25 protein-coding genes are annotated in these 24,720 nt (G+C 60.0%); 8 read left to right on the forward strand and 17 right to left on the reverse strand.

The window, feature by feature from the left end:
* Positions 1 to 2 precede the first annotated feature (2 nt).
* The 5 genes from pheT to hisN form a co-directional block, all read right to left on the reverse strand.
* Entirely contained in the window at positions 3 to 2,408 is a 2,406-nt protein-coding gene (gene pheT / locus GRI44_RS09905) for a phenylalanine--tRNA ligase subunit beta (RefSeq protein WP_160601642.1), read from the reverse strand.
* Entirely contained in the window at positions 2,405 to 3,520 is a 1,116-nt protein-coding gene (gene pheS, locus GRI44_RS09910; protein ID WP_160601643.1) for a phenylalanine--tRNA ligase subunit alpha, read from the reverse strand. The genes pheT and pheS overlap by 4 nt, the downstream gene beginning before the upstream one ends.
* A 144-nt stretch (positions 3,521 to 3,664) precedes the next feature.
* Positions 3,665 to 4,024 carry a 50S ribosomal protein L20 gene (rplT, locus tag GRI44_RS09915; RefSeq protein WP_160601644.1) on the reverse strand — a complete coding sequence of 120 codons (360 nt, stop codon included), beginning with the start codon at positions 4,022 to 4,024 and terminating at the stop codon, positions 3,665 to 3,667.
* 29 nt (positions 4,025 to 4,053) lie between these two features.
* Positions 4,054 to 4,257, reverse strand: coding sequence for a 50S ribosomal protein L35 (gene rpmI / locus GRI44_RS09920; protein WP_160601645.1), 204 nt, complete (start codon positions 4,255 to 4,257; stop codon positions 4,054 to 4,056).
* Positions 4,258 to 4,433: 176 nt separating this feature from the next.
* Positions 4,434 to 5,213, reverse strand: a complete 780-nt coding sequence (gene hisN / locus GRI44_RS09925; RefSeq protein ID WP_160601646.1) for a histidinol-phosphatase — start codon at positions 5,211 to 5,213, stop codon at positions 4,434 to 4,436.
* Positions 5,214 to 5,420: 207 nt separating this feature from the next.
* On the opposite strand from hisN, the gene GRI44_RS14135 reads away from it, so the two are divergent.
* Both GRI44_RS14135 and GRI44_RS09935 read left to right on the forward strand, forming a co-directional pair.
* Entirely contained in the window at positions 5,421 to 6,452 is a 1,032-nt protein-coding gene (locus GRI44_RS14135) for a helix-turn-helix domain-containing protein (protein WP_160601647.1), read from the forward strand.
* Positions 6,453 to 6,454: 2 nt separating this feature from the next.
* A complete protein-coding gene (locus GRI44_RS09935; protein ID WP_232843100.1) occupies positions 6,455 to 7,432 on the forward strand; it encodes a helix-turn-helix domain-containing protein in 978 nt (325 codons plus the stop codon).
* Here the strand turns inward: GRI44_RS09935 and GRI44_RS09940 are convergent.
* Both GRI44_RS09940 and glpX read right to left on the reverse strand, forming a co-directional pair.
* Positions 7,413 to 8,348 carry a ribose-phosphate pyrophosphokinase gene (locus tag GRI44_RS09940; protein ID WP_160601648.1) on the reverse strand — a complete coding sequence of 312 codons (936 nt, stop codon included), beginning with the start codon at positions 8,346 to 8,348 and terminating at the stop codon, positions 7,413 to 7,415. The genes GRI44_RS09935 and GRI44_RS09940 overlap by 20 nt on opposite strands.
* 160 nt (positions 8,349 to 8,508) lie before the next feature.
* Entirely contained in the window at positions 8,509 to 9,516 is a 1,008-nt protein-coding gene (gene glpX / locus GRI44_RS09945; RefSeq protein ID WP_160601649.1) for a class II fructose-bisphosphatase, read from the reverse strand.
* A gap of 55 nt (positions 9,517 to 9,571) precedes the next feature.
* Here glpX and GRI44_RS09950 point away from each other — a divergent pair, with 55 nt between their 5' ends.
* Entirely contained in the window at positions 9,572 to 10,027 is a 456-nt protein-coding gene (locus GRI44_RS09950) for a hypothetical protein (protein ID WP_160601650.1), read from the forward strand.
* A 3-nt stretch (positions 10,028 to 10,030) separates the two neighbouring features.
* On the opposite strand, the gene GRI44_RS09955 is transcribed toward GRI44_RS09950, so the two are convergent.
* Together GRI44_RS09955 and GRI44_RS09960 are read right to left on the reverse strand one after the other, a co-directional pair.
* A complete protein-coding gene (locus tag GRI44_RS09955) occupies positions 10,031 to 11,350 on the reverse strand; it encodes a homoserine dehydrogenase (protein ID WP_160601651.1) in 1,320 nt (439 codons plus the stop codon).
* A 257-nt stretch (positions 11,351 to 11,607) separates the two neighbouring features.
* On the reverse strand, positions 11,608 to 12,468 hold the full coding sequence (locus GRI44_RS09960; protein ID WP_232843101.1) for a hypothetical protein: 861 nt from the start codon (positions 12,466 to 12,468) through the stop codon (positions 11,608 to 11,610).
* Between the two features lie 334 nt (positions 12,469 to 12,802).
* On the opposite strand from GRI44_RS09960, the gene GRI44_RS09965 reads away from it, so the two are divergent.
* From GRI44_RS09965 to GRI44_RS09980, 4 genes are all read left to right on the forward strand, one after another.
* On the forward strand, positions 12,803 to 13,438 hold the full coding sequence (locus GRI44_RS09965) for an energy transducer TonB (protein WP_160601652.1): 636 nt from the start codon (positions 12,803 to 12,805) through the stop codon (positions 13,436 to 13,438).
* An 81-nt stretch (positions 13,439 to 13,519) separates the two neighbouring features.
* On the forward strand, positions 13,520 to 14,320 hold the full coding sequence (locus tag GRI44_RS09970) for a MotA/TolQ/ExbB proton channel family protein (protein ID WP_160601653.1): 801 nt from the start codon (positions 13,520 to 13,522) through the stop codon (positions 14,318 to 14,320).
* A gap of 80 nt (positions 14,321 to 14,400) precedes the next feature.
* Positions 14,401 to 14,934: an ExbD/TolR family protein gene (locus GRI44_RS09975; RefSeq protein WP_202386300.1), complete on the forward strand. Its 534-nt coding sequence runs from the start codon at positions 14,401 to 14,403 to the stop codon at positions 14,932 to 14,934.
* A gap of 69 nt (positions 14,935 to 15,003) precedes the next feature.
* Positions 15,004 to 15,447 (forward strand): ExbD/TolR family protein, encoded by a 444-nt coding sequence (locus GRI44_RS09980; protein ID WP_160601654.1) that lies wholly within the window; start codon positions 15,004 to 15,006, stop codon positions 15,445 to 15,447.
* A 96-nt stretch (positions 15,448 to 15,543) separates the two neighbouring features.
* On the opposite strand, the gene GRI44_RS09985 is transcribed toward GRI44_RS09980, so the two are convergent.
* The 6 genes from GRI44_RS09985 to GRI44_RS10010 all read right to left on the reverse strand — a co-directional run bounded on the left by GRI44_RS09985 (position 15,544) and on the right by GRI44_RS10010 (position 22,020).
* A complete protein-coding gene (locus GRI44_RS09985) occupies positions 15,544 to 18,012 on the reverse strand; it encodes a ligase-associated DNA damage response DEXH box helicase (RefSeq protein WP_160601655.1) in 2,469 nt (822 codons plus the stop codon).
* 61 nt (positions 18,013 to 18,073) lie between these two features.
* Entirely contained in the window at positions 18,074 to 18,661 is a 588-nt protein-coding gene (locus GRI44_RS09990; protein WP_160601656.1) for a DUF1989 domain-containing protein, read from the reverse strand.
* Positions 18,658 to 19,332 (reverse strand): guanitoxin biosynthesis heme-dependent pre-guanitoxin N-hydroxylase GntA, encoded by a 675-nt coding sequence (gntA, locus tag GRI44_RS09995; protein WP_160602329.1) that lies wholly within the window; start codon positions 19,330 to 19,332, stop codon positions 18,658 to 18,660. The genes GRI44_RS09990 and gntA overlap by 4 nt, the downstream gene beginning before the upstream one ends.
* A gap of 105 nt (positions 19,333 to 19,437) precedes the next feature.
* A complete protein-coding gene (gene pgmG, locus GRI44_RS10000) occupies positions 19,438 to 20,841 on the reverse strand; it encodes a phosphoglucomutase/phosphomannomutase PgmG (protein WP_160601657.1) in 1,404 nt (467 codons plus the stop codon).
* Positions 20,842 to 20,850: 9 nt separating this feature from the next.
* Positions 20,851 to 21,090 (reverse strand): J domain-containing protein, encoded by a 240-nt coding sequence (locus tag GRI44_RS10005; protein WP_202386301.1) that lies wholly within the window; start codon positions 21,088 to 21,090, stop codon positions 20,851 to 20,853.
* A 51-nt stretch (positions 21,091 to 21,141) separates the two neighbouring features.
* Positions 21,142 to 22,020 carry a division plane positioning ATPase MipZ gene (locus tag GRI44_RS10010; protein ID WP_332872432.1) on the reverse strand — a complete coding sequence of 293 codons (879 nt, stop codon included), beginning with the start codon at positions 22,018 to 22,020 and terminating at the stop codon, positions 21,142 to 21,144.
* A gap of 181 nt (positions 22,021 to 22,201) precedes the next feature.
* On the opposite strand from GRI44_RS10010, the gene panC reads away from it, so the two are divergent.
* Positions 22,202 to 23,077, forward strand: coding sequence for a pantoate--beta-alanine ligase (gene panC, locus GRI44_RS10015; protein ID WP_160601660.1), 876 nt, complete (start codon positions 22,202 to 22,204; stop codon positions 23,075 to 23,077).
* Positions 23,078 to 23,374: 297 nt separating this feature from the next.
* Here the strand turns inward: panC and GRI44_RS10020 are convergent, their stop codons facing one another.
* Together GRI44_RS10020 and GRI44_RS13895 are read right to left on the reverse strand one after the other, a co-directional pair.
* On the reverse strand, positions 23,375 to 23,965 hold the full coding sequence (locus GRI44_RS10020) for a hypothetical protein (protein ID WP_160601661.1): 591 nt from the start codon (positions 23,963 to 23,965) through the stop codon (positions 23,375 to 23,377).
* 17 nt (positions 23,966 to 23,982) lie between these two features.
* A partial coding sequence (locus GRI44_RS13895; protein WP_202386307.1) for a YadA-like family protein occupies positions 23,983 to 24,720 on the reverse strand: 738 nt, incomplete at its 5' end.

Raw genomic sequence — 24,720 nt, forward strand, 5'->3', positions numbered from 1 at the left:
GATCAGCCCCGCAGCTCCGCGCCGAGTTTGGCAGCGGCTGTGACGACCTTGTCGGTAATCGCCTTCAGGTCTTCATCCTTATAGGTCTTGTCTCCCGGTTGCAGCGTCACTTCAAGAGCGATTGATTTGCTGCCTTCGGGCACGCCAGCGCCGCGGAAATCATCGAAGATGCGCGCATCGACAATGTTGGCCTTGTCTGCGCCTTTCACCACGCGCAGCAGATCGCCCGCCGGAAGACTGGCCGGCACAAGGAAGGCAAAATCGCGCATCACAGACTGCAATGCTGGCGGCGAATAGGCGGGACGGGCAAAGCTGGCGGCGCCCTTTTTGCCAGGAATAGCGTCCAGGAACAGTTCCACAGCGACAACCGGCCCAGCCACATCAAACGCAGCGAGTGTCAGCGGGTGCAATGCACCAAACCGCGCCAGCACATTCTTGGGGCCAAGGCGCAAGGTGCCTGACTGGCCCGGATGGAACTGGTCCCCCGCGTCGCCCATCACCTGCAGCTTGTCCACCGGCGCACCGGCCTCTGCCAGCAGCGCCATGGCTTCGGCCTTGGCATCATAGGCATCGAACGCCGCCGATTTGCCGCCATTGACTGTCTGCGCCCAGCTGCGCGGTGATTTATCGCCTGCCAGAATGACACCCAGGGTGAGACGTTCGTCGCTCGACCCGTCAGCGTTGCGGAAATAGCGGCGGCCCACTTCGAACAAGCGCAGGCCATCGGCCCCGCGGTCAAGATTGCGGCGGGCAGCAGACAACAGCCCCGGCAGCAACGATGGCCGCATGGCTTTCATGTCTTCGCTGATCGGATTGTCCAGCACCCACAGGGGCTGGCCTTCCTGTGCAAAATGGGATGCATCGGCGGTGGGAAGGAAGGACCAGGTGACCGCCTCGTTCAACCCGCGCGCCGCAGCGGCGCGGCGCAGGCGCCGTTCCAGCACCTGTTGCGGCGTTGCCGTTGGCAGGGCGACGCCGTCCTTGCGAGCCAGCGGCACGCTCTGGATGGAATCGAGACCGTGGATACGGACCACTTCTTCCACGATATCGGGCGCGCCATCGACGTCGGGCCGCCATGTGGGAACGGTGACTGTCCAGTCGTCCGCGACTTCGAAACCGAGCGAGGCCAGCGTTGCGCGCTGTTCGTCTTCGGCAATGGCGACACCGCCCAGCGTTTCTGCAAGGCAGGGGGTATAGTTCACCGTCTTGCGCTCTGTTGGCGGCGCGCCTGCATGGACAGGTTCGGACGCCTCGCCGCCGCAAATGTCGAGGATGAGGCCTGTCAGAATGGCAAGGCCATCGTCAAGGAATGCCGGATCAACGCCGCGTTCAAACCGCCCCCGGGCATCCGACGTAAGGCCCAGCGCGCGGCCGGTTGCGCCAATGCGTTCCGGGTCAAAATAAGCCACTTCCAGCAGCACTTCGCTGGTATTGTCGCTGCAACCTGAATCTTCGCCGCCCATGATGCCGGCAATGTCGTGCACGCCATGATCATCGGCAATCACGGTCATCTCTGGTGTCAGCGTGTAGGTTTTTTCATTCAGCGCCAGCACGGTCTCGCCATCTGCCGCACGCCGCGCCACTACCGCGCCGGTCAGCTTAGCCGTGTCATATGCGTGGGCCGGGCGGCCATAGGCAAGCATCACGTAATTGGTGATGTCGACCAGCGCGGAAATAGGGCGCTGCCCTGCACTGATCAGCCGTTGCTGCATCCATTCAGGCGCACTGCCATTGGTAACGCCCTTGATCGTCCGGCCATAGAAAGCAGGGCATCCTTGCGCATCATCCGTGCGGATTTCGACCGGGCACGCGCCCGACACGGCGAATTGCGGCACTGGCAGCGGCTTCAGCGTGCCGATGCCCGCCGCCGCAAGGTCGCGCGCAATACCGTAAACGCCCATGCAATCAGGGCGGTTGGGCGTGATCGCCACATCGAACACCGGCGATGCGCCGTGATATTCGGCAAATCCGGTGCCAACCGGCGCATCATCGGGCAATTCGATGATGCCGTCATGTTCGTCGCCCAGTTCCAACTCGCGCACAGAACACATCATGCCGTTGGATTCGACCCCGCGGATCGCGCTTTTGCGCAGTTCCATTCCATTGGCCGGAACGACCGCGCCGGGAAGCCCGAGCACACCTTTCATCCCCGCGCGCGCATTGGGCGCGCCGCATACCACCTGCAGCGGATCGCCCTCGCCTGTGTCGACGGTGAGAACCTGCAATTTGTCGGCATCGGGATGGGGCGCAGCTGTCAGCACCCTGGCAATGCGGAAACCGGCCAGACGTTCAGCCGGGTCTTCCATGCCTTCCACTTCCAGCCCGATGCGGTTGAGCGCCGCGGCAATCTCAGCAGGCGAAGCGTCAGTATCAAGATGGTCCTTGAGCCAGGTCAGCGAGAATTTCATGCGCTTGCTCCTACGCCAGCCGAAAGGGTCGGCTGGTCGAACGGGCTGAACCCGTAATGCTGCAGCCAGCGCACATCGCCGTCGAAGAAGGCCCGCAGATCGTCCATGCCATATTTCAGCATCGCCAGCCGGTCGACACCCACGCCAAAGGCAAAGCCCTGCCATTCATCAGGATCGAGCCCCGACATTTCGATGACCCTGCGGTTGACCATGCCCGAGCCGAGCAATTCCATCCACGCGTGGCCGGGCGCATCGCCGCTGCCGCCCAGCACACGGCGGTCCTTGCCGTCCGCACCTTTTTCGACCGCGAAACCGACATCGACTTCAACCGATGGTTCGGTGAAGGGGAAATAGGACGGACGCAGCCGCAGCACGATATCATTGCGCTCGAAGAATGCCTTGAGGAAGGTTTCCAGCGTCCATTTCAAATGGCCAAGATGAATATCCTTGTCGATCACCAGCCCTTCGATCTGGTGGAACATCGGCGTATGGGTGGCATCGCTGTCTGACCGGTAGACGCGGCCCGGCGCAATGATGCGCACCGGCGCGCCGCCTTCGATCATGGTGCGGATCTGCACCGGCGATGTATGCGTGCGCAGCAGCATCCGCCTGCCATCTGCATCATGGTCGGGGAAATAGAATGTATCATGCATGGCCCGCGCCGGATGGCTTTCGGGCATGTTGAGGGCGCTGAAATTATGCCATTCGTCCTCGATTTCAGGGCCGGTTGCGACCGAGAACCCAAGATCGGCAAATATCTCCGCCAGCTCGTCCATGACCTGGCTGACGGGGTGGACGGTGCCTCGCGGGCTGTCAGGCGCGGGCAGCGACAGGTCCATCGTTTCTGCCACCAACCGCTGCTCCAGCGCGGCATGTTCGAGCGCCTGCTTGCGCTGCGCCAGCGCATCGGCCACTTCGCCGCGCGCCGCCTGAATGACTGGCGCCTGCGCCTGGCGTTCTTCGGGGCTCATCTTGCCCAGCGTTTTCAGCAATTGGCTGATCCAGCCCTGTTTGCCCAATGCGTCAATCCGCAGCGCTTCTACTGCGTCAAGCGTGTCGGCAGCGGCGATGGCAGACAGGCTGGTGTCTTTACGGTTTTGCAATTCGGTCATGGGCACGCCCGCTAGCGCCAATCGGCGCGCAACGCAAAGAAGGAGTATGCCTGATGGCATTTCCTGCCGCCTGTCCGGCCATGCCCAACAAAAAAGGCGGCCCCGAAGGACCGCCTTTTGCGATATTCAATTGAACCGATCAGTTCAGGCTGGAAGCGCGTTCTTGGCCTGTTCGATGATCGTCTTGAAAGCAGCGCCTTCATTCATCGCCAGATCCGCCATGACCTTGCGGTCAAGTTCGATACCGGCCAGCTTGGTGCCGTGCATGAACTGCGAATAGGTCAGGCCTTCGGCCCGAACTGCAGCGTTGATGCGCTGGATCCACAGGGCGCGGAAGCTGCGCTTCTTAACCTTGCGGTCACGATATGCATACTGGCCAGCCTTTTCGACGGCCTGGCGTGCAACGCGAATCGTATTCTTGCGGCGACCGCGATAGCCCTTGGCCTGATCGAGTAACCGTTTATGTTTGAGGCGGGTGGTAACACCGCGTTTAATGCGTGGCATAGTCTAGTACTCCTGTAATCCGAACCGGCTCAATCGAGGCCGTATGGGGCCCATTTCTTGATCGTCCGCGCATCAGCATCGGAAATCACGGAAGTGCCACGGTTCTGGCGGATGTACTTGGCAGTGTGATGCGTCAGGCGGTGGCGCTTGCCAGCCACACCGTGCTTCACTTTGCCGGTTGCGGTGATTTTGAAGCGTTTCTTCACACCGCTTTTGGTCTTCAGCTTGGGCATTTTTGTTCTCCCTAAGGAATATGGGTCAGAAACACGCTTCGTTGGCCCTGGCAGCCCTTACAGCCAGGCCAACTCATGAATCACGTGTAGTGAAGCGCGGGCCAATAAGCCCAAGCCTGTAAAATGGCAAGCCCAGTGAGCGACGGAATTTGACAGCCGCCACCAAGCGCCGAAAACTAATGCCCGCTGGCCAATGCCTCGATCACATCTTCCAGCCGCGCCGGATCGCCCAGCGCCAGCACATCACCTGCAGAAGCGGCGTGCAGCGGTTCGCCATTCCAGTCACACACCAGGCCGCCTGCGCCTTCCACGATGGGCACCAGCGCGGCAAAATCATGCAGCTTCAACCCCGCTTCGCACACCACGTCGAGATGGCCCGAAGCCAGCATGGCGTAATTGTAGCAATCGCCGCCCATCACCATCCGCTTGTGATCGGTGCGGGCGGCAAGGGCCATGAAATGTTCGCCCTGGTGGGCATCGAAATAATGCGGGCCAGTGGTCGCCAGCGTTGCATCCGACAATTCGCGGCAGGGCCGGGTGGTCACAGGCTGGCCATTCAGCGTGGTCGGCCGGCCGGTAACGCCCAGCCAGCGTTCACCCAGAATGGGCTGGTCAATGATCCCCAGCACTGGCCAGCCATCGACCAGAAGCGCGATCAGCGTGCCGAAAATGGGCCGGCCAGCCAGAAATCCGGTTGTGCCGTCGATTGGGTCGAGCACCCACTGGCGGCCGGATTCGCCCGGAGTGGTGCCAAATTCTTCACCCGCCACCCCGTCACGCGGCACTTCTGCGGTGAGGATACGGCGCATGGCTTCTTCGGCGGCGCGATCTGCTTCTGTGACAGGTGTGGCATCATCCTTGCGCTCGCCCGGAACGGTCCGGAAATGCGGCTTGATCGCAGCGCCCGCCAGATCTGCCAGGCGCTGCGCCAGAGCGATGTCGTTTCTAAGGTCCATACCGGTGCCATTTGCCATCTGCCGCCGCCTGGTCAAGTCCTGACGGTCTGGATCCATCCGGCTTTTGCATTATAATTACTTGTCCGGATTCAGCGCTTTGTATTTTTCATCGGAAATGGACCTTGCGGCCTTTAAGCATTGCCAGCACGAATAGTTGTTGCTTTTAGTCAACTTCTCGCGCCCAAGTGGCGAAAGGCGAAAGAATAAGTGAGTACGGATCGCAAAGAAATTCCACTGGCCGCTGGCCAGACGGCTGATGTGGATTTTCATGACAATGAAGTTCGCAGCGGCCTGAAGCCGGTGACAGGGTCGACACCCGATGGCGTTCCGCTGTCGTTCAACCGTGCGCCCGTCGATGCCTTATCCCCGTGGATTGGCCGGATGATGGTGGCTGTCGCGCGCGGCACTGACAGCATTACCCGCTCGGGCCTGCTGTGTAATGATGCAGGCTATGTCCGCACCGCCGTTGCGGTGGACTGGGTGGCGCAGACGGCAGATGGCGCCATGGAAATCCGCGATCAGACGTTTCTTTGCGGCCAGCATAGCAAGGCCATGCCGATGAAATTCACCGGCGGCATCGAAGTGGCCGGGTTCATGCTCAAGCCCGGCGCCATGCGCAGCCTGTGGGGTGTGGATGATGGCAGCCTGATCGATCGGATCAAATTCATGGATTACGTCGGCATCGACGACCGCGAATTGACCAATTTGCATCACCCCGGCATCGGCGCAGAAGAATGGCTTGGCGCAATCGAAAGCTGGCTGCTGCATTCCATCACCACCCGCGGGGTTGCACCGCCAGACCCCCTGGCGCAGGCATTTGAAGAAGCGGCTTTTGCCGACCCGAACCAGTCGATTTTCGAATTTGCGGAAATCAACAATGTCACGGTCCGCACTTTGCAGCGCGCTGTGAAACGCAGTTTCGGCCTGACGCCCAAACAGGTCATGCGCCGGGCGCGCACGCTTGATCTGGCAACCCGCCTATGCGGGGTGGCAGACGAGGAAGAAACCGAAGAAATCCAGCTCAGGTTCTTTGACCAGTCACACGAAATTCGCGAATTTACTGCCTTTTTCGGGATGACCCCGCGCCAGTTCATGCGCGACCGGCAGGGTCTGCTGACACTCAGCCTCGAAATCCGGCAGGCGCGCCGTCTGGAACTGCTTGACCGGATTGCCCCCGATGCCATCCGCCCCTGGATGCGGGCCCCCCTTCAGCCGGCGCCATCGGCCAGCACCAACTAGCCATGTCAGAGGGCGACGCAAATCAAAGGCTGCTGAAGACCATCGCACAAGGCACCGATGCGCCCGGCAGCCAGCCCGTTTCGGTCAGCCGTGCGCCTGCCGCTGACCTTTCCCCGTGGATTGGCCGCATCCATGCAACCATGGCGCAGGTCGACGGGGCGCAGACAATCAGTTGCGGAATATTGGCAGATACTTCCGTGCTTCGCATCCTCCTCAAGGGAGAATGGCAGGCAGAGACCAGCAGCGGTCCGGCTTTCTATTCCCGCACGGCGATTTTCTTCGGGCCCCATTCACGCCGTTTGCCGTGCCGAGTGAAGGGCGATTTTGCTACCGTCGCCCTGTCGCTGGCACCTGGCACATGTCACGCGCTGGGGCTGCATGATGTGGCGGGGCTGACGGACCGGTTGAGCCCATTTGAGGAACTGGGCTTCGACAGTTCGGAATTGATGGCCCTGTTCAGGGATGGCGCGACCCGCGCCGAGTGGATGGACGTGCTGGAAAATTACATGCGCGCGCTTGTTCAGCAGCGCGGAATGATGGAACCTGATCAGATTACCCGGCGGTTTGATGAAATCGCCTTTGCCAATCCGAACATCAAGGTGAAGGATTTTGCCAAGGCCAACGGCATCGAGCCGAAACGGCTGGAGCGAGTTATCAAAAGGGATTTCGGCCTGCCGCCCAAGCAGGTTTTACGGCGCGCCCGCGCTCTGGACATGGCAGCCCATCTCAAAGGCGTGGCTGACGCATCGGAAGCCGCTGAACTGGCGCTGCGTTATTTTGACCAGTCGCATCTCAACCGTGACTTTGTCGACCTGTTCGGCATGACGCCAACGCAATTCGTACGCACACCCCAGCCCCTGATGACGCTGACGCTGGAACACCGGCAGGCACGGCGGCTGGAAGTTCTCAAACGGGTTGAACCCGATGCCATCATGCCATGGCAGGAACCGCCGGAACGCGTCAGTCGAACAGAGAGCTGACCGAACTTTCGTCGGCAATCCGCCTGACCGCTTCGCCAATCAGCGGTGCAATGGTGAGGATGCGGATCCGGTCACTGTCGAGCGCCGCATCGGTTGGCCTGATGGTATCGGAAATGACCAGTTCTTTCAGCGCCGATGCATTGACCCGGGCCACTGCCCCGCCAGACAGGACACCGTGAGTAATATAGGCGGCAACACTGCTCGCCCCCTGATCCAGCAACGCCTGCGCTGCATTGCATAATGTGCCGCCCGAATCGACAATATCGTCAATCAGGATGCAATGGCGGCCCTGCACATCACCGATGATGTTCATGACTTCGGATTCGCCGGGCCGGTCGCGGCGCTTGTCCACGATGGCGAGCGGGGCATTGTCCAGCCGTTTTGCCAGCGCGCGGGCGCGCACAACGCCGCCCACATCGGGCGAGACGACCATCAGATCCTGATCGCCGTAGCGCGCCTGAATGTCTGCTGCCATGACAGGCGCTGCATACAGATTGTCGGTCGGAATATCGAAGAAGCCCTGGATTTGTCCGGCATGAAGATCGACTGACAGGACGCGGTCCGCGCCGGCTTCGGTAATCAGGTTGGCCACCAGCTTGGCGGAAATCGGTGTGCGCGGGCCAGGCTTGCGGTCCTGCCGGGCATAGCCGAAATAGGGCACCACGGCAGTGATCCGGCGGGCCGAGGCACGGCGCAGCGCGTCAATCCCGATCAGCAGTTCCATGAGATTGTCATTGGCCGGAAAACTGGTCGACTGGACGATGAAAACATCCTCGCCGCGCACATTTTCATGAATTTCGATGAAAATTTCTTCATCGGCAAAACGCCGGACGCTAGCGTCAGTCAGGGGCATTTCAAGATAGGCCGCAATTGCCCGTGCAAGAGGCAGGTTCGAATTTGCGGCCATTATCTTCATGCAGAATTCCTTTGTACGCGGTGCCCGGGTGCCGCAGCGAATCCCTGCTGGCTAATGCCCAGACCGATTAGCCCACCGTCATGCTATTGCAACAGGCCTGCTGCGCGGGTTGTTGAAAGAGCGGGCCTGCTGCAGGATGGGTGCCGTTCATAAATGCCGGTCAGACGCCGTGATGTTCACCCTTGATCCAGCGCACCGTGCCCGAACTGGCGCGCATTACCACGCTTTCGGTCGTGACGCGGCCACCGCGGAAGCGTTTCACCCCTTCCAGCAATGAACCGCTGGTGACGCCGGTGGCGGCAAAGATGCAGTCGCCCTTGGCCAGATCTTCCAGCTTGTAGATGCGGTCGAGGTCTTCGATGCCCCATTTGCGGGCGCGGGATTTTTCATCCTCGTTGCGGAACACCAGCCGGCCATTGAACTGGCCGCCAACACAGCGCAGTGCCGCTGCTGCCAGCACGCCTTCCGGTGCCCCGCCCTGGCCCATATACATGTCGATCGTGGTGTCCTCGTCAGTCACCGCAATCACGCCGGCCACATCGCCATCGGGGATGAGATAGATGCCGCAGCCAATGGCGCGCAATTCCTCGATCATGGCGGCGTGGCGCGGGCGGTCCAGCACGCAGACGATGATATCGCCCGGCTCCACGCCCTTGGCGCGGGCAACGGCCTCGACATTCTCGGTCGGGCTTTTGGCCAGATCGATGATGCCTTCAGGATAGCCGGGGCCAACGGCCAGCTTGTCCATATAGACATCAGGTGCGTTCAACAGGCAGCCCTCTTCTGCGGCCGCCAGCACGGCGAGGGAATTGGGGCCAGCCTTGGCTGTGATGGTGGTGCCTTCCAACGGGTCGAGCGCAATGTCGATTTTGGGCCCACGGCCCGGCGCGCCGCCTACCTTTTCGCCAATATACAGCATCGGCGCTTCGTCGCGTTCGCCTTCGCCGATGACTACGGTGCCATCGATATCAAGTTCGTCAAAAGCGCGGCGCATGGCTTCCACCGCAGCGGCATCAGCGGCCTTTTCATCCCCTCGGCCAATCAGTTTGGAGGCAGCGATTGCGGCAGCTTCGGTAACCCGCACCATTTCAAGGACCAAGGCACGGTCGAGCACGCTGCTCTTGCTGACACGGGCCGATGTGGCGGCGGAGGATGTACTATCGTTCATGGCAGATTCAGTCCCTTTGGCGCGGTTGGGAGCCGCTTAGACAGGGAGCCCGGGAATGTCGAGAATTGCCGCACTTGCTATTTTATCGCTGGCAGCCTCGGCGACCGGGGCACAGGCGCAGCAACAGGGCCGGGTCACTGCCGAAAAGGTCATCGAAGCGGCCCGCGATGCCTATGGCCCGCCCCCGCCGCAGCCTGCCTGCGCACCGCAGGAAGGCGACGAAATTGTGGTGTGCGCGCGCGAACAGGACAATTCGCAATTTCGCGTCAAATCATCGTCGGAACTGGATGGCCAGTCAGAAGAAGCACTGGACGATGGCCTTCCGCGCGCACCCGACGTGGCCGGACCGGGCATTTTCAAGGGCCCCGCCACAGTCGGCAGCCTGTGCATTCCCGGCCTGCAAAAATGCCCGCCGCCGCCTGCCTATATGATTGATTTTACGGCATTGCCCGATGCGCCCGAAGGGTCCGATGCAGATCTGATCGCCAGGGGTCTGAAAAAAGGCCGGTAAAAATCAGCCCTCGATAATCTGCATTACCAGAGGGTCCGCAGTCAGGCTGGGCGACGCGCCGAGCAGTTCCAGCACGTGAGAAACGTTCTTCTCCGGCCCGTCATGCGCCACCATTGCCACCAGCACTTCGCCGCCTGCAGATTTCTGGCCCTGCTGGATCATGCTTTCAATCGACACGCCGGCATCGCGCATCGCAGCGGTGATTTCCGCCAGCACACCGGGCCGGTCAGTCACGGTGAAGCGCAGATAGGTGCGCCCCGTGCGGTTGCCGGAACCAGCCGCCGGCATGGCCACCAGATCAGCCACCGGCACGGAAAAGGGTGCGGACGTTTCGCCGCGCGCAATGTCGATCAAGTCGGCCACCACGGCGCTGGCTGTTGGCCCATCGCCTGCGCCGGGGCCCTGAAACAGCAGCCGGCCGGAATAATTGCCTTCCGCGACAACAGCATTGGTCGCGCCGGTCACATGGGCCAGCGGGTGGTCCCTGGGCACAAGACATGGCTTGACCCGCTGCAGCAACCGGCTGGCGCCATCATCGCCCGTTTCCACATCGGCCATGCCGATCAGGCGAATGACATAGCCAAGCGCGTTGGCCTGGGCGATATCGGCGGCCCGCACCTGCGCAATACCTTCGCATTCCACGGCGGCAAAATCCACTTGCGAGCCGAATGCAATGCTGGCCAGAATCGCCAGCTTATGTGCTGCATCGGTCCCTTCGATGTCAAAGGTCGGGTCCGCTTCGGCATAGCCCTTTGCCTGTGCTTCCTTCAGCGTATCGGCAAAATCCGCGCCCGTCGCTTCCATGGTGGACAGGATGTAATTGGATGTGCCGTTGAGAATGCCGTAAATATGCTCGATCGCGTTGGCTGCGGTCCCTTCGCGCAGGCCTTTGACCACCGGAATGCCGCCAGCCACTGCGGCTTCGAATTTTAGCGGAACGCGGGCCGCTTCTGCCAACCGCGCCAGTTCCATGCCGTGATGGGCGATCATGGCCTTGTTGGCCGTAACCAGACCTTTGCCTGCCTTGATGGTGTTGCGTGCCAGGGTCAGCGCTGGCCCGTCGGACCCGCCGACCAGTTCAACCACCACATCCACATCATCGCGCGCGGCCATGGCCGTCATGTCATCTTCCCACGCAAATCTGCCCAGATCGACGCCGCGCTGCTTGCCCTTGTCGCGGGCGCTGACTGCCACAACCTGCAATTCACGCCCTGCCCGTGCCCGCACGATGGCCGCATTGGCATCCAGCAGGCGAATCACGCCGCAGCCGACAGTGCCCAGCCCGGCCAAAGCAATCCGCAAGGGTTTTGAAGCGTGTGCCATGGTCTGCTGCCTGTTCCTTTGTTGTTGCCGTGTAAAGCCCGGGCGCGATGCCTGATCACACCCGCCTTAGCCGTTGTCAGGCGCGGGAAGGAACCCGCTTTGCGCCCAAGGTTTCCCTTGGGCCGCCAAAGGTGGGTTTGCTGCAGGCTACACCGTGGCATCCTAGGGGGCGGCAGGGTAAGGGGGCGGGGTAAGGCAGCGCACAGCACGGCGCCGCCATCACCAGCCACAAGCACATCTATCCAGCAGGAGCCAGTCTATCCAGCAGAAACCAGCCGATTGCGCTCGCATGGGCCAAGACTGCTGATCACAAATCTGTAATCATCAGCAGCCTGCGCGCGGGAACCGGCTTCGCGTGAAAGATTGGCCGCGCCAGGCAATGCTGCCGGCAAGAAACAGGCCAGCCGGTACCACTCCAGCGTATCCCGCGCTGGCGGGCGCGCTGCCTGATCGACAATCTCGGTCCACGAAACGCCCCATTCAGGTGCCTGGCCGGGCCGGCGAATGACCGTCAGCGACACCGGACCATCCCGTTTCGTCGAGAGGAATATCTGCGTTTCTGATTCGCCCACCAGATTGCCGTTTACTGACAGCGCATCGCGTACGCCGGTCACCACCGGCGGTGCATCGGCAGCCACCATACTGGCTAGAATGGGCCGCACCCGCAATTCCAGCGGCGGGGACCACGGCATTTGTGCCCCGCTGCCAACCAGCTGGATTTCCCCGATTCTGCCCGTTACCGGGCGGGCAAACAGCAAAACCTCGTCTTTCTTCAGCTTGGGTGAGCGCCCCTTGGCGTTACGCGGCAGATCGACAAGATAGCGGACCGATTCGCCAACCGGCGCATTGCCCGCCAGCAAGGCGACCGTATCAGCCTCGATATACAAGCGCACAAAGCCTGCCTCGAGGCCAGGCGAGCGTTCAGGCTCGAGTTCGATCTGCTTGCGAATCCGTGCGTGCACCACAAGTGTGGAGACATCCGCCAGATCGACAATATCAGCGTAAGTGGACTCCACCGAAACTGGCGAAACGGGCTGTGAAAAAGCGGCCGGCACAGGTGAAAAAGCCAGAATGAGGGCGAGGCCGACACTGTGCCGCATCTTGGAATTATCTAACATTACTGGTCTGTTACCTCAAATATACGCACTGCGAGAACCGAATCACCATCAGGGCGTTGGAACAGCAGAGCTGTGAATTCACCGTTAACCGACAAAGGGTTTGCCTGCATCTGCCTTCGCAGCTAATGGTCGGCCAGATTTGAAGCGATTATAATAAAAATGCTTCAAACAGGCCTACCCTGGGTCTTTTGGGTTCCGTAAAACCGTTCGGGCTTCTTTTCCCGAATGTGTTCTAAGGGTGGACAGCACGGATTGCGCTCTGGCAGAGAGGATTCTGTCAAGAGCATACTAGCAGGGCTATGCCCCGCTACTGACTATGGAGTGATGCGACTGAATGGCCTACGCTGACCAACAGATGAGCGGTAACCGGATTATCGCACTGATCATTGTGGGGTTGATCCATGTGGCCCTCGGCTACGCGCTAGTGACCGGACTTGCCTATGAGGCAGTCAAGAAAGCGGTTGAGCGCGTGACCACGGTCGATATCGAGGAACCGCCACCGCCTGAGCCGGAAAACGAGCCGCCTCCGCCAGAGCCGCAGCCAGATATGGCTCCGCCTCCACCGGTCGCGCCTCCTCCGCCGATCAGTATTGCACCGGCACCGCCACAAATCCGCACGCAACCGACGATCCCGCCGCCAGCACCGCCGCCACCGCCGCCCCCACCACGGGTTGCGCCAAAGGCTGCTGAACCTCGCGGCAATCCCGGCACCTGGGCAACACCGAATGACTACCCTTCCCGCGCCCTTCGTGAAGAGCGTGAAGGAACCACCGGTTTCCGCGTTACTGTGAGCGCTGATGGCCGTGTGGAAAGTTGCTCGGTGACACGGTCCAGCGGGCATAGCGATCTTGATGACGCAACCTGCAAGAACATCCAGCGTCGGGGTCGTTTCCGTCCGGCAACCGATGGCAATGGTGATGCGGTGTCAGGCTCATGGTCGAGCCAGGTTCGCTGGCAGATACCTGAATAACCGGCAGCCGCCGGTCCGCAAAAGGCCCGGCAGTGCCACCACAAGTTTTTTGAACAGCTTCTTTCTGAGAGGACACTCGCAATGATTATCGAACTTCTGGCCGCAGGTGCGGCACCGCAAAATAAATTCGGCTTTATCGAAGCCATGGAACAGGGCGGCATCATCGCCTGGACCATCTTCGGTGTTTTGGTCATCATGTCGGTTGGCTCCTTCTACATCCTGATCACGAAATATCTGGAACAGCAGAAGGTCATGAGCCAGTACCGCAACATCAATCAGTTCTGGCGCGCGAATTCGCTCAAGGAAGGCGCTACCAAGCTCGACAAGAACAGCGCATGGCGCCAGATGGTTGATGATGGTCTTGCGGCTGAAGAAAGCCACACCAAGATGGACAACAGCCTCGAAGCACATGACTGGATGCACGGTTCGCTGGCACGTTCGGAAGCGGCGATCAATTCCAAGCTTGCTGGCGGTCTGCCATTCCTCGCATCGGTTGGCGCTACGTCGCCATTCGTTGGTCTGCTCGGCACCGTTATCGGTATTTACCGCGCTCTCATCAACATCGGCCTCGCCGGTTCGGCATCGATCGACAAGGTTGCCGGCCCTGTTGGTGAAGCACTGATCATGACCGCGATTGGTCTGCTGGTGGCTGTGCCCGCTGTTCTTGCCTATAACTGGCTGCAGTCGCGCAACAAGAAGATCGCCGAAATGCTCAGCGGCTTCTCGACCGACCTGCTTGCCAACATGAACTCCAAGGGTTCGGTCAAGCCTGCTCTGGTCGCAGCACCCGGCTCGGTTAAGCCTGTTGCAGCAACTGGCGCGGCACGCCCTGCTACTGCGGCGCCTGCTCGTCCTGCTGGCACCACGGCGCCAAAGGCCTGATCACGATCAACCGGGGCTTGGCCAGTTCGGCCATGCCCCGGCGATCTGCCTTTCCCAATAGTTTCAGATAGGATTTAGCGATGGCAATTTCGACAGGCGGCGGTGGTGTAGAAACGCCGATGTCGGACATCAACACCACGCCGCTCGTCGACGTGATGCTGGTGCTCCTGATCATCTTCCTGATCGCGGTCCCGGTCGCGATCCAGACCATCGACAAGCTCAAGATTCCGATCATCGAAACGGTCGAATCGAAGGACAAGGTTGAGAACCTGCTTCTGACGGTCAGCACCACCGATGCTGCCGGACGCAGCGCTGGCGAACCGGGCTTTGAAGGCGCGACCCGTGAAGGTGAATGCCGGATCTACTTCAACAATACCACTCCAGTTACGTCGCAGGAACTGTATGATGACGCGTTTGAGCGGCTTGATACAATTGTGCAGCGTGCAGGTGGCCCTGAAGAGATCATGAAAGACCCGGACCTCATCCCGCAGGTTCACATTCGTGGCGACGTCAATGCCCCTTGGCAGTGCGTTGCAGGCACGATCTATAACGTCCAGGCGGCCGGTTATCCGACCGTGGGCTTCATTTCCAACCCGGTCGATCCCAACGGTTGAACGGCTTTGCGTTTGGCCGACCACCCGGTCGGCCCAGCGCGCAGGCAACGAATTCAGGAGTAACCCACCATGGCAATGTCAGGCGGCAAGGACGATGGTTCGCCGATGATGGAAATGAACACGACGCCGTTGATCGACGTCATGCTCGTTCTCCTCATCATGTTCATCATCACCATTCCAGTAGCCACCCATTCGGTCGACATCGATCTTCCGCAGCCCGATCCAAATCCCCCACCGATCGATCAGGTTGATCCGATCAAGAACAAGATCGTGCTTACGCAAACTGGCGAAATTCTGTGGAATGGCGATGCCATCAATGATGGCCAGCTGGTTCGCAACCTTGAAGAAACAAAGGCATTTGAAGTCGAGCCTGAACTTCAGTTCGAGCCCGAACCGCTGGCAAGCTACGACTTGTCGGCCAAGGTGCTGAACATCATCAAGGCTTCCGGCGTCAGCAAATTCGGCTTCGTCGGCAATGAAAAATACCGGACTTTCAACAAAGCCGGCGCCTGATAACTTTCAGGTAAAATTACAATTTATCAAAGGGGCGGAGCGATCCGCCCCTTTTTTGTTGTGCGTCTTTCGTTGTGGGGGATCATTCGCGAACAATCAGTCGCCTTCCCGCTCCATGGGCGCATCCAGCCGCATGGCAGCATGCGCGAGCGATTCCGCTTCCAGCAGCAAATCATCGTCCACTGCGCCTTGGGGGACATTTTCCCGCCCCATCATCACCATGACCGGCACGGCCATGGGGCTGACGCGGTCCAGTTCCACATGGACCAGTTCGCCTGCCGCGCGGTCAAGCAACGCACCCAGCCGGCCAACGTCCGTCATATTCGCACGCGCATCGGCCCAGGCCGCTTCCAGCAGCACATGGTCCGGCTCGTATTTTCGGAGCACGTCATAGATGAGGTCGGTGGAAAATGTGACTTGCTTGCCGGTTTTGCGCTTGCCCGGATGCTGGCGGTCCACCAACCCTGCAATTACGGCCACTTCCCGAAAGGCGCGGCGCAGCAGGTGGGATTCCTGGATCCATTCAATAAACTCGTGGTCCAGAATGTCCGGCGATAGCAGCGGCCTGGGGTCGCGCACGGGCTTCAGCCCCCAGACAGCCAGTGAATAATCATTAGCGACAAAGCCGCCCGGCCGCAGACCCAGATCTTCCATTCTGCGGGTAATCAGCATTCCCAGCGACTGGTTCGCATTCCACCCTTCAAATGTGTAATAGACGCTGTATTCGCGGGCTGCATGGGGGAAGCTTTCGACCAGCAATTGGCCTGGCCCCGGCATCTGGCTGCGCCAATCCTGCATTTCCAGCCATTCGCGCACATCATCGGGAAAGCGCGCCCAGCCGGCACGATCGATCAGCATTTCCCTGACTCGCTCCGCCAGATGTGTGGTCAGCGGCATCCTTGCGCCGCCATAGGATGGGATCATCGCCGATTTGGAAGATGCCCTGACGGTAATCTCCATATCCTTGATTCCCATGACTTCCAGGCTGGTGCCGGCAAATGCGAATGTATCCCCCGGTGACAGCGACGCGGCAAAGCGTTCTTCCACCCGCCCGAGTGACCGCCCATTCTTGAACCGCACATCCAGCATCTCGCTGTCGATAATGATGCCGGCATTCAGCCGGTGCCGCGCGGCATATTCAGGGTGTGTCAGCCGCCATGTGCCATCGCGCTCCCGCGTGATCCGCCTGAACTTATCATACGCCTTCAAGGCATAGCCGCCGGTGGCGACAAAGTTCAGAATGCGCTGCCAGATGCTGCTGTCAATCCACGCATAGGATAGGGAGGACCGCACTTCTGCCAGCATTTCCGCCTCGTCAAAGGGGCCGGCACAGGCGCGCGCCATCACATGCTGGGCCAGCACGTCCAGGCCGCCGCGGCGAAACGCTTCGCCGTCCCTTTGCCCTTCATCAACTGCCTCCTTCGCGGCAGTCGCTTCCAGAAATTCAAACCGGTTGCCAGGCACCAGCAGCGCCCGGCTGGGCTGGTCCAGCCGGTGATTGGCGCGGCCAATGCGTTGCAGCAGGCGTGAAGAACCTTTCGGCGCGCCCATCTGCACCACGCAGTCAATATCGCCCCAATCCACCCCCAGATCGAGGCTGGCGGTTGCCACCAAGGCTCGCAATTCGCCCCGCGCCATGGCCCCTTCCACCTTGCGCCGCGCTTCTTTTGACAACGACCCGTGATGGATGCCGATGGGCAGGTTCTCGTCATTCACATCCCACAAATGCTGGAAGATGAACTCGGCCAGAAAACGGGTGTTGGTGAACACCAGCGTTGTCTTGTTGGCGCGGATTTTTTCAAACAATTGGGGAATGGCCCAGATGGCCGCATGCCCGCCCCAGGGAACGCGCTGTTCCTCGGGCAACAGGATTTCCACCTCTGGTGGCGCCCCCTTTTCGCCTTCCACCAGCTCCACAGCGTCAATATCGCCCCACGGCGCCAGCCACGCCCGGAATGCTTCAGGTTCTGCCACGGTGGCGGACAGGGCGACGCGCTGAAGCTGCGGCGAAATAGCCTGCAGGCGGCTCAGCGCCAGTGCCAGCAGATCGCCCCGCTTGCCGGTTGCAAAGGCGTGAATCTCGTCAATCACAATACGTTTCAACCCGGCGAACAATTCGCCGCTGTCGGGGTAGGACAGCAACAGCGATAGTGATTCAGGCGTGGTCAGCAGGATATTGGGGGGTTTGCTGCGCTGGCGTTTTTTCCGGTCTGATGGCGTATCCCCGCTGCGCGTTTCAATCCGCACATCGATGCCCATTTCCTCAACTGGGGTCAGCAGGTTACGCTGCACATCATGTGCCAGGGCTTTCAGGGGGGAGACATAGAGCGTGTGCAAACCAACCGGCAACGCTGCGCCGCCAAGGCCCGAAGGGCAAAAATCGGCCAGCGTCGGCAGGAAACCGGCCAATGTCTTGCCCGCCCCTGTATCTGCCACCAGCAGCGCATGATGGCCGCGCCCGGCAGCGGCAAACATATCCCGCTGGTGGCTGCGCACCCGCCATTCGCGCCCGGCAAACCAGTTATTTATCTCTGATGGAAATGGCGGATCGCTAGCGTCTGACATGCTCAACTGTGGAGCATATTCAGACGCGCGGGAAAAGCACTCCCTGAAGAGCGTTTTCCCATCACCCGATCACATAATCAATCGGTTTGAAACTGCCGCCATTGGAAGAATAGGCGGAACAGGCAGTCAGGCCGATGACAAGGTCCATCTCGGCTTTGAGGCGGATGAAATCGGCCGCTGTGCTGACCGGCGCAATCACTTCGATTCTGCCGGTCGGACCATCGACAGGTACGTTCATGAACAGGTTGAAGGCAGTTGGAATGGCATCTTCGCCAATGCCATAGGGCAGCAATGCCTCGGCCAGATTGCCGAAACAGCCGCGGTGGACGGGCTTGTCAGGATAAAAATGTTCGAAAGTTGCGGTGCTGCATGGGGTCAGCAGAAAATCATGCAGCCCCACACTATCCTCGATAATGGACAGCATCGGATTGGACCTGTTGGACCACAATTGGTGGCCGGCAGTGAGGCGGATGGTTTCTTCATAATCAAACGTCCGGCCGTTCGAGATAACTTCGCGCACATCATCGGCATTATAGGCCACCAGATCGCTGACCTGCACACCTTGCGGGTCGATCACTGTCAGCACCTGCCCCCGTGCCAGACGGAAGGCGGTTCCGCTGCGCGGTTCGATGCGGACTTTATCGGTCATGCCGCTTCCACCGCGCGCTTGTCATGAAACGGGCATTGCCATTCCGGGCCAACATGGCGTCCGCTATATTGCGGCGCCGCGCTGGCGCTGCCGTGGGTTGCCAGCATGGGGTTGACCGACCCAGCCAATGCTTCGTCGCGCTTCAATATGGCAGAGCGCATCTTGTCGTAGCGCCCTTCTTCGCGCAGGCTTTCAAACTGATCATGCAGGTTGAAGACCAGCACCGGCCGGTCAAAACGGCGCGCGGGGCGCGACGCATTGGGGTGCAGCCCCACGGCAAAAAACCCTTCTCCGCCGAAGCTTAAGGAAAAATGCGGATCATCCGGGTCCGCGCTGACGCGGTGGTCGTAAGGCTGGCCGAGCCAGGCATCCTTGTCCGCAAAGGACTGGATCCGCTGCCACATCAGTGTCTCGAACGCCGATTCCGAAAGGTTGCCGGGGCCATCAAACACAATCGCCAGGCTGCGCAGGCCGCCCGGATTGGCGCGATATTCACGCGCCCAGTCCATCAATGCCCGGTGGATCGCCAAATCATCCCAGCCACTGTCGAGCGAATGGGCCGCGATCACTTTCAAAGTGCCGCGCGCCAATGCTGATTTTGCCCCCACACAGGGGAAATCAGCCGCCTTTATACGGCCAAAAAGCTCCGCTTCTGCGGCTTCCTGGGTCATTGTCTCGATAAACACCGGTGGTCTCCTCCCGTCAGCTACGGACAGGGAGGCAACCGGTTCCAAAGTTAATGTTTGTGAAGTCGCTTTGCTTGACGATGCGCGATGTCAGTGACCTGCCTGCTCCCCGCGTTCAAGACCGGATGCTGCCAGCTGGTCATCAATCTGGGTCAGCAAACGGTCCAGCCCGGCTTGCGTATCGCTTTCCGCGCGGGCGACGAGCACATCCTGCGTATTGGATGCGCGCAGCAGCCACCACCCGTCATCGCTGGTGACCCGCACCCCGTCTGTATCGTCCACCTTGGCATCGGTGCCTGAAAGGCGCTGCTTTACTTCATCGATGGCCGCAAATTTCCGGCTTTCATCCACCTGAAACCGGATTTCCGGCGTATTGAGCATCTGCGGCATGTCCGTGCGCAATTGCGAAACCGATTTGTCCAGCCGCGCTGATGCCGCCATGAGCCGGATGCCGGCATAAAGCGCATCGTCAAACCCGTAATAGGTATCGGCAAAAAAGACGTGGCCGCTCATCTCGCCAGCCAGCGGCGCGCCTGTTTCCTTCATTTTGGATTTAATCAGGCTGTGGCCGGTTTTCCACATCAGCGGAACGCCGCCCATTTCCGCCACGCGGTCGAACAGCGCCCGGGAAGCCTTCACATCCGCTATAATGGTAGATTTGGGCAAGCGTTTCAGGAGGTCTTCGGCATAAATCATGAGCAACTGGTCGCCCCAGATCACCCGGCCCTCGCCGTCGATCGCGCCGATCCGGTCACCATCACCGTCAAAAGCAACTCCGAAGTCGAGGTTCTTGTCCGCGACCAGGCGGCGCAAGTCTTCCAGATTGGCTTCGACAGTGGGGTCGGGATGATGATTAGGAAACGTGCCATCGACATCGGTAAACAGCAGGTGATGCTCACCCGGCAAACGGGCAGCGAGAGCCTCCAGCGCCGGACCGGCAGCGCCATTGCCCGCATCCCAGCCGATCCGCATGGCGGCCAGAGTGGCGGGGTCAATTCCATCGAGGCCGCGCAGCAGGCGCTCGATATACTCGTCGAGGACTGCACGCGTTTCGACCGTGCCGGTGCCGTCATCCCAGTCCCCGGCCTCGGCCATCTGGCCGATGGTGAGGATGTCCTTCCCGAAGAAAGGGCGCCCTTCAAATACCATTTTGAAGCCGTTGTAATTGGCGGGATTGTGGCTGCCTGTTATCTGAATGCCGCCATCCACATCTTCGGCTGACGCTTCGGCATAATACAGCATCGGGGTCGCGCTCATGCCGATGCGTATGACATCGCACCCGCTGGCATTGATCCCTTCGATCAGCGCATGTTCCAGAATGGGCGAACTGACGCGCCCGTCATAACCCACCACAATCCGTGAACCGCCAGCGCGCCGCAGCAGGGTGGCAAAGCCGCGGCCGATTGCGCGGGCATCATCAGGCCCCAGGGTTTCGCCAATGATGCCGCGAATATCATATTCACGAAGCACGGTAGGATTGAATGTGTGGCTCATGCCGTTTCCTCAGTTCAAATCCGGCAGATCGCCGATTAGCAAATCACGCGCCGCATTGGCTTCGTGCACCTGGTCATTCGTGCCGCCCCGGTCCGGATGAACCATGGCGACCCGTCGCTTATGCGCTTCGATCACCTCACTGCGCGATGCAGTGGCCGAAACGCCCAGCAGGCTGCGCGCCCGCGATAAGGCCTGCCGGCGCGCTGGCTGCGCACTGGCGAATTCCCATGGCCAGCGGCCAAAGAACATCTTGCAGCAAAGGCAAGCCAGCCCGGCAATAAGGATATACCGCAGCACGGATCAGGCCAGCGCGCGGCTTGATCTGGCGCCGGGATTTTCGCCGGGGTTTTGCCTGGGGTCTTGCTTGGCGTTGGACGTGCCATTGCCCTTGCCACCCCTCGTGCCTGCTCCGGCATCAGCGGCAACAGCATGGCCCCGCTGCGGCAGGTTGAGCCCGGCCAGCAAATTACGCATTTCCTGACGCGCCACCAGATGGCTGGTGCCCAGTTCGCCCAGATGCCCCTTGTCGAGCAAGGTCAGGCCGGACGGAAACAGCTCGCGATAAATCACTCGTTCCGACAATCCCTTGGCCACACGAAAACCGGCGCGCTTGGACAGTTCCGTCAGCGCCTTTTCGATGCGCTGCATATTGCGCGCTTCCACATGGCCGGTGCGATTGCGGACCACCACCCAGTCAATTTCCTGCCGCCGCTGCAATGCGCGGGTCTTGCGGGTTTCCCAGATCAGTTCGGCATAAAAGCTGAGGCGCCGCACCTTGAAGCTCTCTGCATCGACTTGTCCGATAAGGTCGAAATCGACAAAGCTGTCATTCAGCGGCGTCACCAGCGTATCAGCCTCGGTTGCGGCATGGCGGGCGAACGGATCATCCCTGCCGGGTGTGTCCACAATCAGGAAATCCGCACCTTCGCCCACGCGCCGCGCCATATCCTCGAATTCCTCGACCGTTTCGCCATTAAACACTTCCACTGTGGCACTGGGCAAGGTGATACCGCGGCGGCTTTCGGTTTCGCTGCGGTTTTCGAAATAGCGATGGAAGGTGCGCTGCCGCGGATCCAGATCGAGCGCTGCCACCTTGGCGCCGCGATAGGCCAGCGCCACGGCGACATGGACAGCGGTGGTCGATTTACCCGTGCCACCCTTTTCATTGGCAAAAGTTATCCGGTGGGGGCCGGTGGATCGGGGGCCGTTCGATTGGTGGCCGTTCGATTGGTGGCCGTTCGATTGGTGGCTGGCATGGGGCACAGGCGGCTGATGTCCTTGAATTGATCGGATCGGTTGTTTTACCCCGCCTGCAACGGCTAGGTGGCATGTCCTAGCTCTTATCGGAGGGTACAGCCCCGTGCAAACCGTCAACCGGCTCGATTTGTTGAGAAATAGCGTTGCCGCATTCCGCGCCAATGGAGAAACGCTTGGTCTGGTGCCCACTATGGGCGCCCTGCACGAAGGCCATCTCACACTTGTGCGCGAAGCGAAATCGCGGGCCGATCGGGTTGCGGTATCCATTTTCGTCAACCCCACCCAGTTCGGCCCGAACGAGGATCTGGACGCCTATCCCCGTCAACTGGCAGAAGATTCCGCATTGCTGCAGGCCGAAGGCGTGGACCTGCTGTGGGCACCCGATGCTGCCACCATGTATCCCGTAGGCTATGCCACCAGCATCAGTGTGGCCGGGGTAAGCGACAATTTCTGCGGGGCAAGCAGGCCGGGGCATTTTGACGGCGTGGCCACTGTGGTGTGCAAATTGTTCAATCAGGTTCGGCCCGATTTCGCCTGTTTTGGCGAAAAGGACTGGCAGCAACTGGCAGTGATTCGCCGCATGGCCCGCGATCTGGACCTGGTCGCTCCATATGCAGACCAGATCATCGGCATCGCCACCGTGCGCGAGAGTGACGGTCTGGCGATGAGCAGCCGCAACCGCTATCTGTCACCCGCCAGCCGCAAGGCCGCAGCAGCCCTGCCGCACGCCATGCGCGAGGCCATTACAGAAATTGAAAACGGGGCTGAACCCGGCCCTGTTTTGGCCCTGCTCCACCAGGCGATACTGGACGCCGGATTTACCAGTATCGATTATGCTGCGCTGGCTGACGCAGACACGCTCGAACCCATCGACAGCCGTGTTTATGCACCGGCAAGATTATTGGTAGCTGCACGAATTGACGGGACGCGCCTGATTGATAATATGCCTGTCTGCCCGCCAGCCGGGACGAACGGATAGAATTGCACGCCAGACCGCCTTTGCTGCCCCATAGTCAGGGGACACGCCAAGCTGGATAACGCTGCTAAGAGCCATGGTCTGAGGGGTGCATCGTGCCCGTCGGGTCGCGTCGGATGCGAGCGGACCCAAGTCCGGCGCATCCGACATTCTCAAGTTTTTTTCAGAGAATGTAAGACACCCGACAGCAGCAGATTTGCGACAAATCTGGCTTCTATTCTATTGGCTTGGGAGCAAGTTGCCTGAACGGAGGGCTATTACCGTCTCAATTGGTAAAATTTCCGACCGTTTATCTGTCACTCAGCGATTGGCTGGCTTTCGCTTTTGCGGCGACGCCTCAGGAGTTTCGCTCTGCATGCTGATAGGCTGCAGGTCGATCCCGAAAAGCTTCCATTGCCCCTGTTCCCATTGAAAATACATATTAAAAAAGATTGAAGTGGGTCTTAAGACGAACAGTCCCTTAACTTCAAAAATGTCAGCCTGAACCTGCCGGGGCGCCTCTGAATATGTTGGGGGGACAAGCAGGACATTCGACAAATTGATACGCGAATTGCGAATGCCAGAAAAAGTTGTCGCAAGCGTGGCCGCAGTATTATTGATCTGGAAGCCTTGAGCCGACATGTCCCGCAGCACCGAATAGTTCCCGGAGCGATTAGCATGGTCAACAGCGATAATCGTTGACCAGACCAGTTTCGACATTTCCAATGAATCGGGAACGGGGCGCATTGAGGCTGGCGGCAATATCGAAGGCTGGCCGGTATTTGCCTGCTGCTGAGCCACAGCGGGCAAAGAGATCGCTAACGAGACGAAGGCGATCAAAGCGGCTGCATAGGAAAACGCCGGGGCAATGAGCCCCGGCATTCTCTTATTCTTATCAATAGTTTTGTTCATTTGCATTGTGTAGCGGATTACCAGGCAATTTGGAAGCCGCCACGAGCACCTACTTCGCCGCTGTCGAAACCGACACCCAATCCGGCGGAGACTGAAGCCTTTTCGCTGACCCGTGCAGTCATCGCAATGGTACCGGCACTGCGGTTTTCATAATAGCCTACGCCGCCCGATAGACCGAAGGTTGTGCCTGCTGGCAGGGAAGGAGATTCCATCGCTAAAGCCATAGCGACACCTTCGTTTGCCTTGCGGATACCTGCGCGGTTATCGGCAGTCTCGCCAAATAGCGTATTAAGACTGGCCGTATTGCTGGCAGTAAGGGCCTGCAGCGATGTGATGCTGGCCGTGTTGGCTGCCACCGAAGCGGTGCTGGCTACAGACGAGCGACCAAGCGTACCACTGTTGTCAGTCGTGACTGCGTAGATCGTACCGGTTTGGCTTGCGGTGCTGGTTTCCAAACCTGCGATTACCACTTGGCCATCCTTGGTCGCGGTGGCACCATTACCGATTGCGACTGAATTATTGCCAGTTGCAACAGCCAGATTCCCCACGGCAATCGCGCCAGCGCCTGCGGTTCGGGCTTGGTTACCGAGTGCCAGCGAGTTGTTCCCATTGGCGATCGCATCATTACCGATAGCGGTCGAGAAATCGGACTGTGCGTCAGCGTTTTCACCGATGGCAGTGGAACGAAGGCCGAATGCTGTGGCCAGATGACCCAGGGCAGTCGAACGCTCGTTCGCTGCAAGTGACTGCCAGCC

The organism is Allopontixanthobacter confluentis, assembly GCF_009827615.1.
Classification (GTDB): Bacteria; Pseudomonadota; Alphaproteobacteria; order Sphingomonadales; family Sphingomonadaceae; genus Allopontixanthobacter; species Allopontixanthobacter confluentis.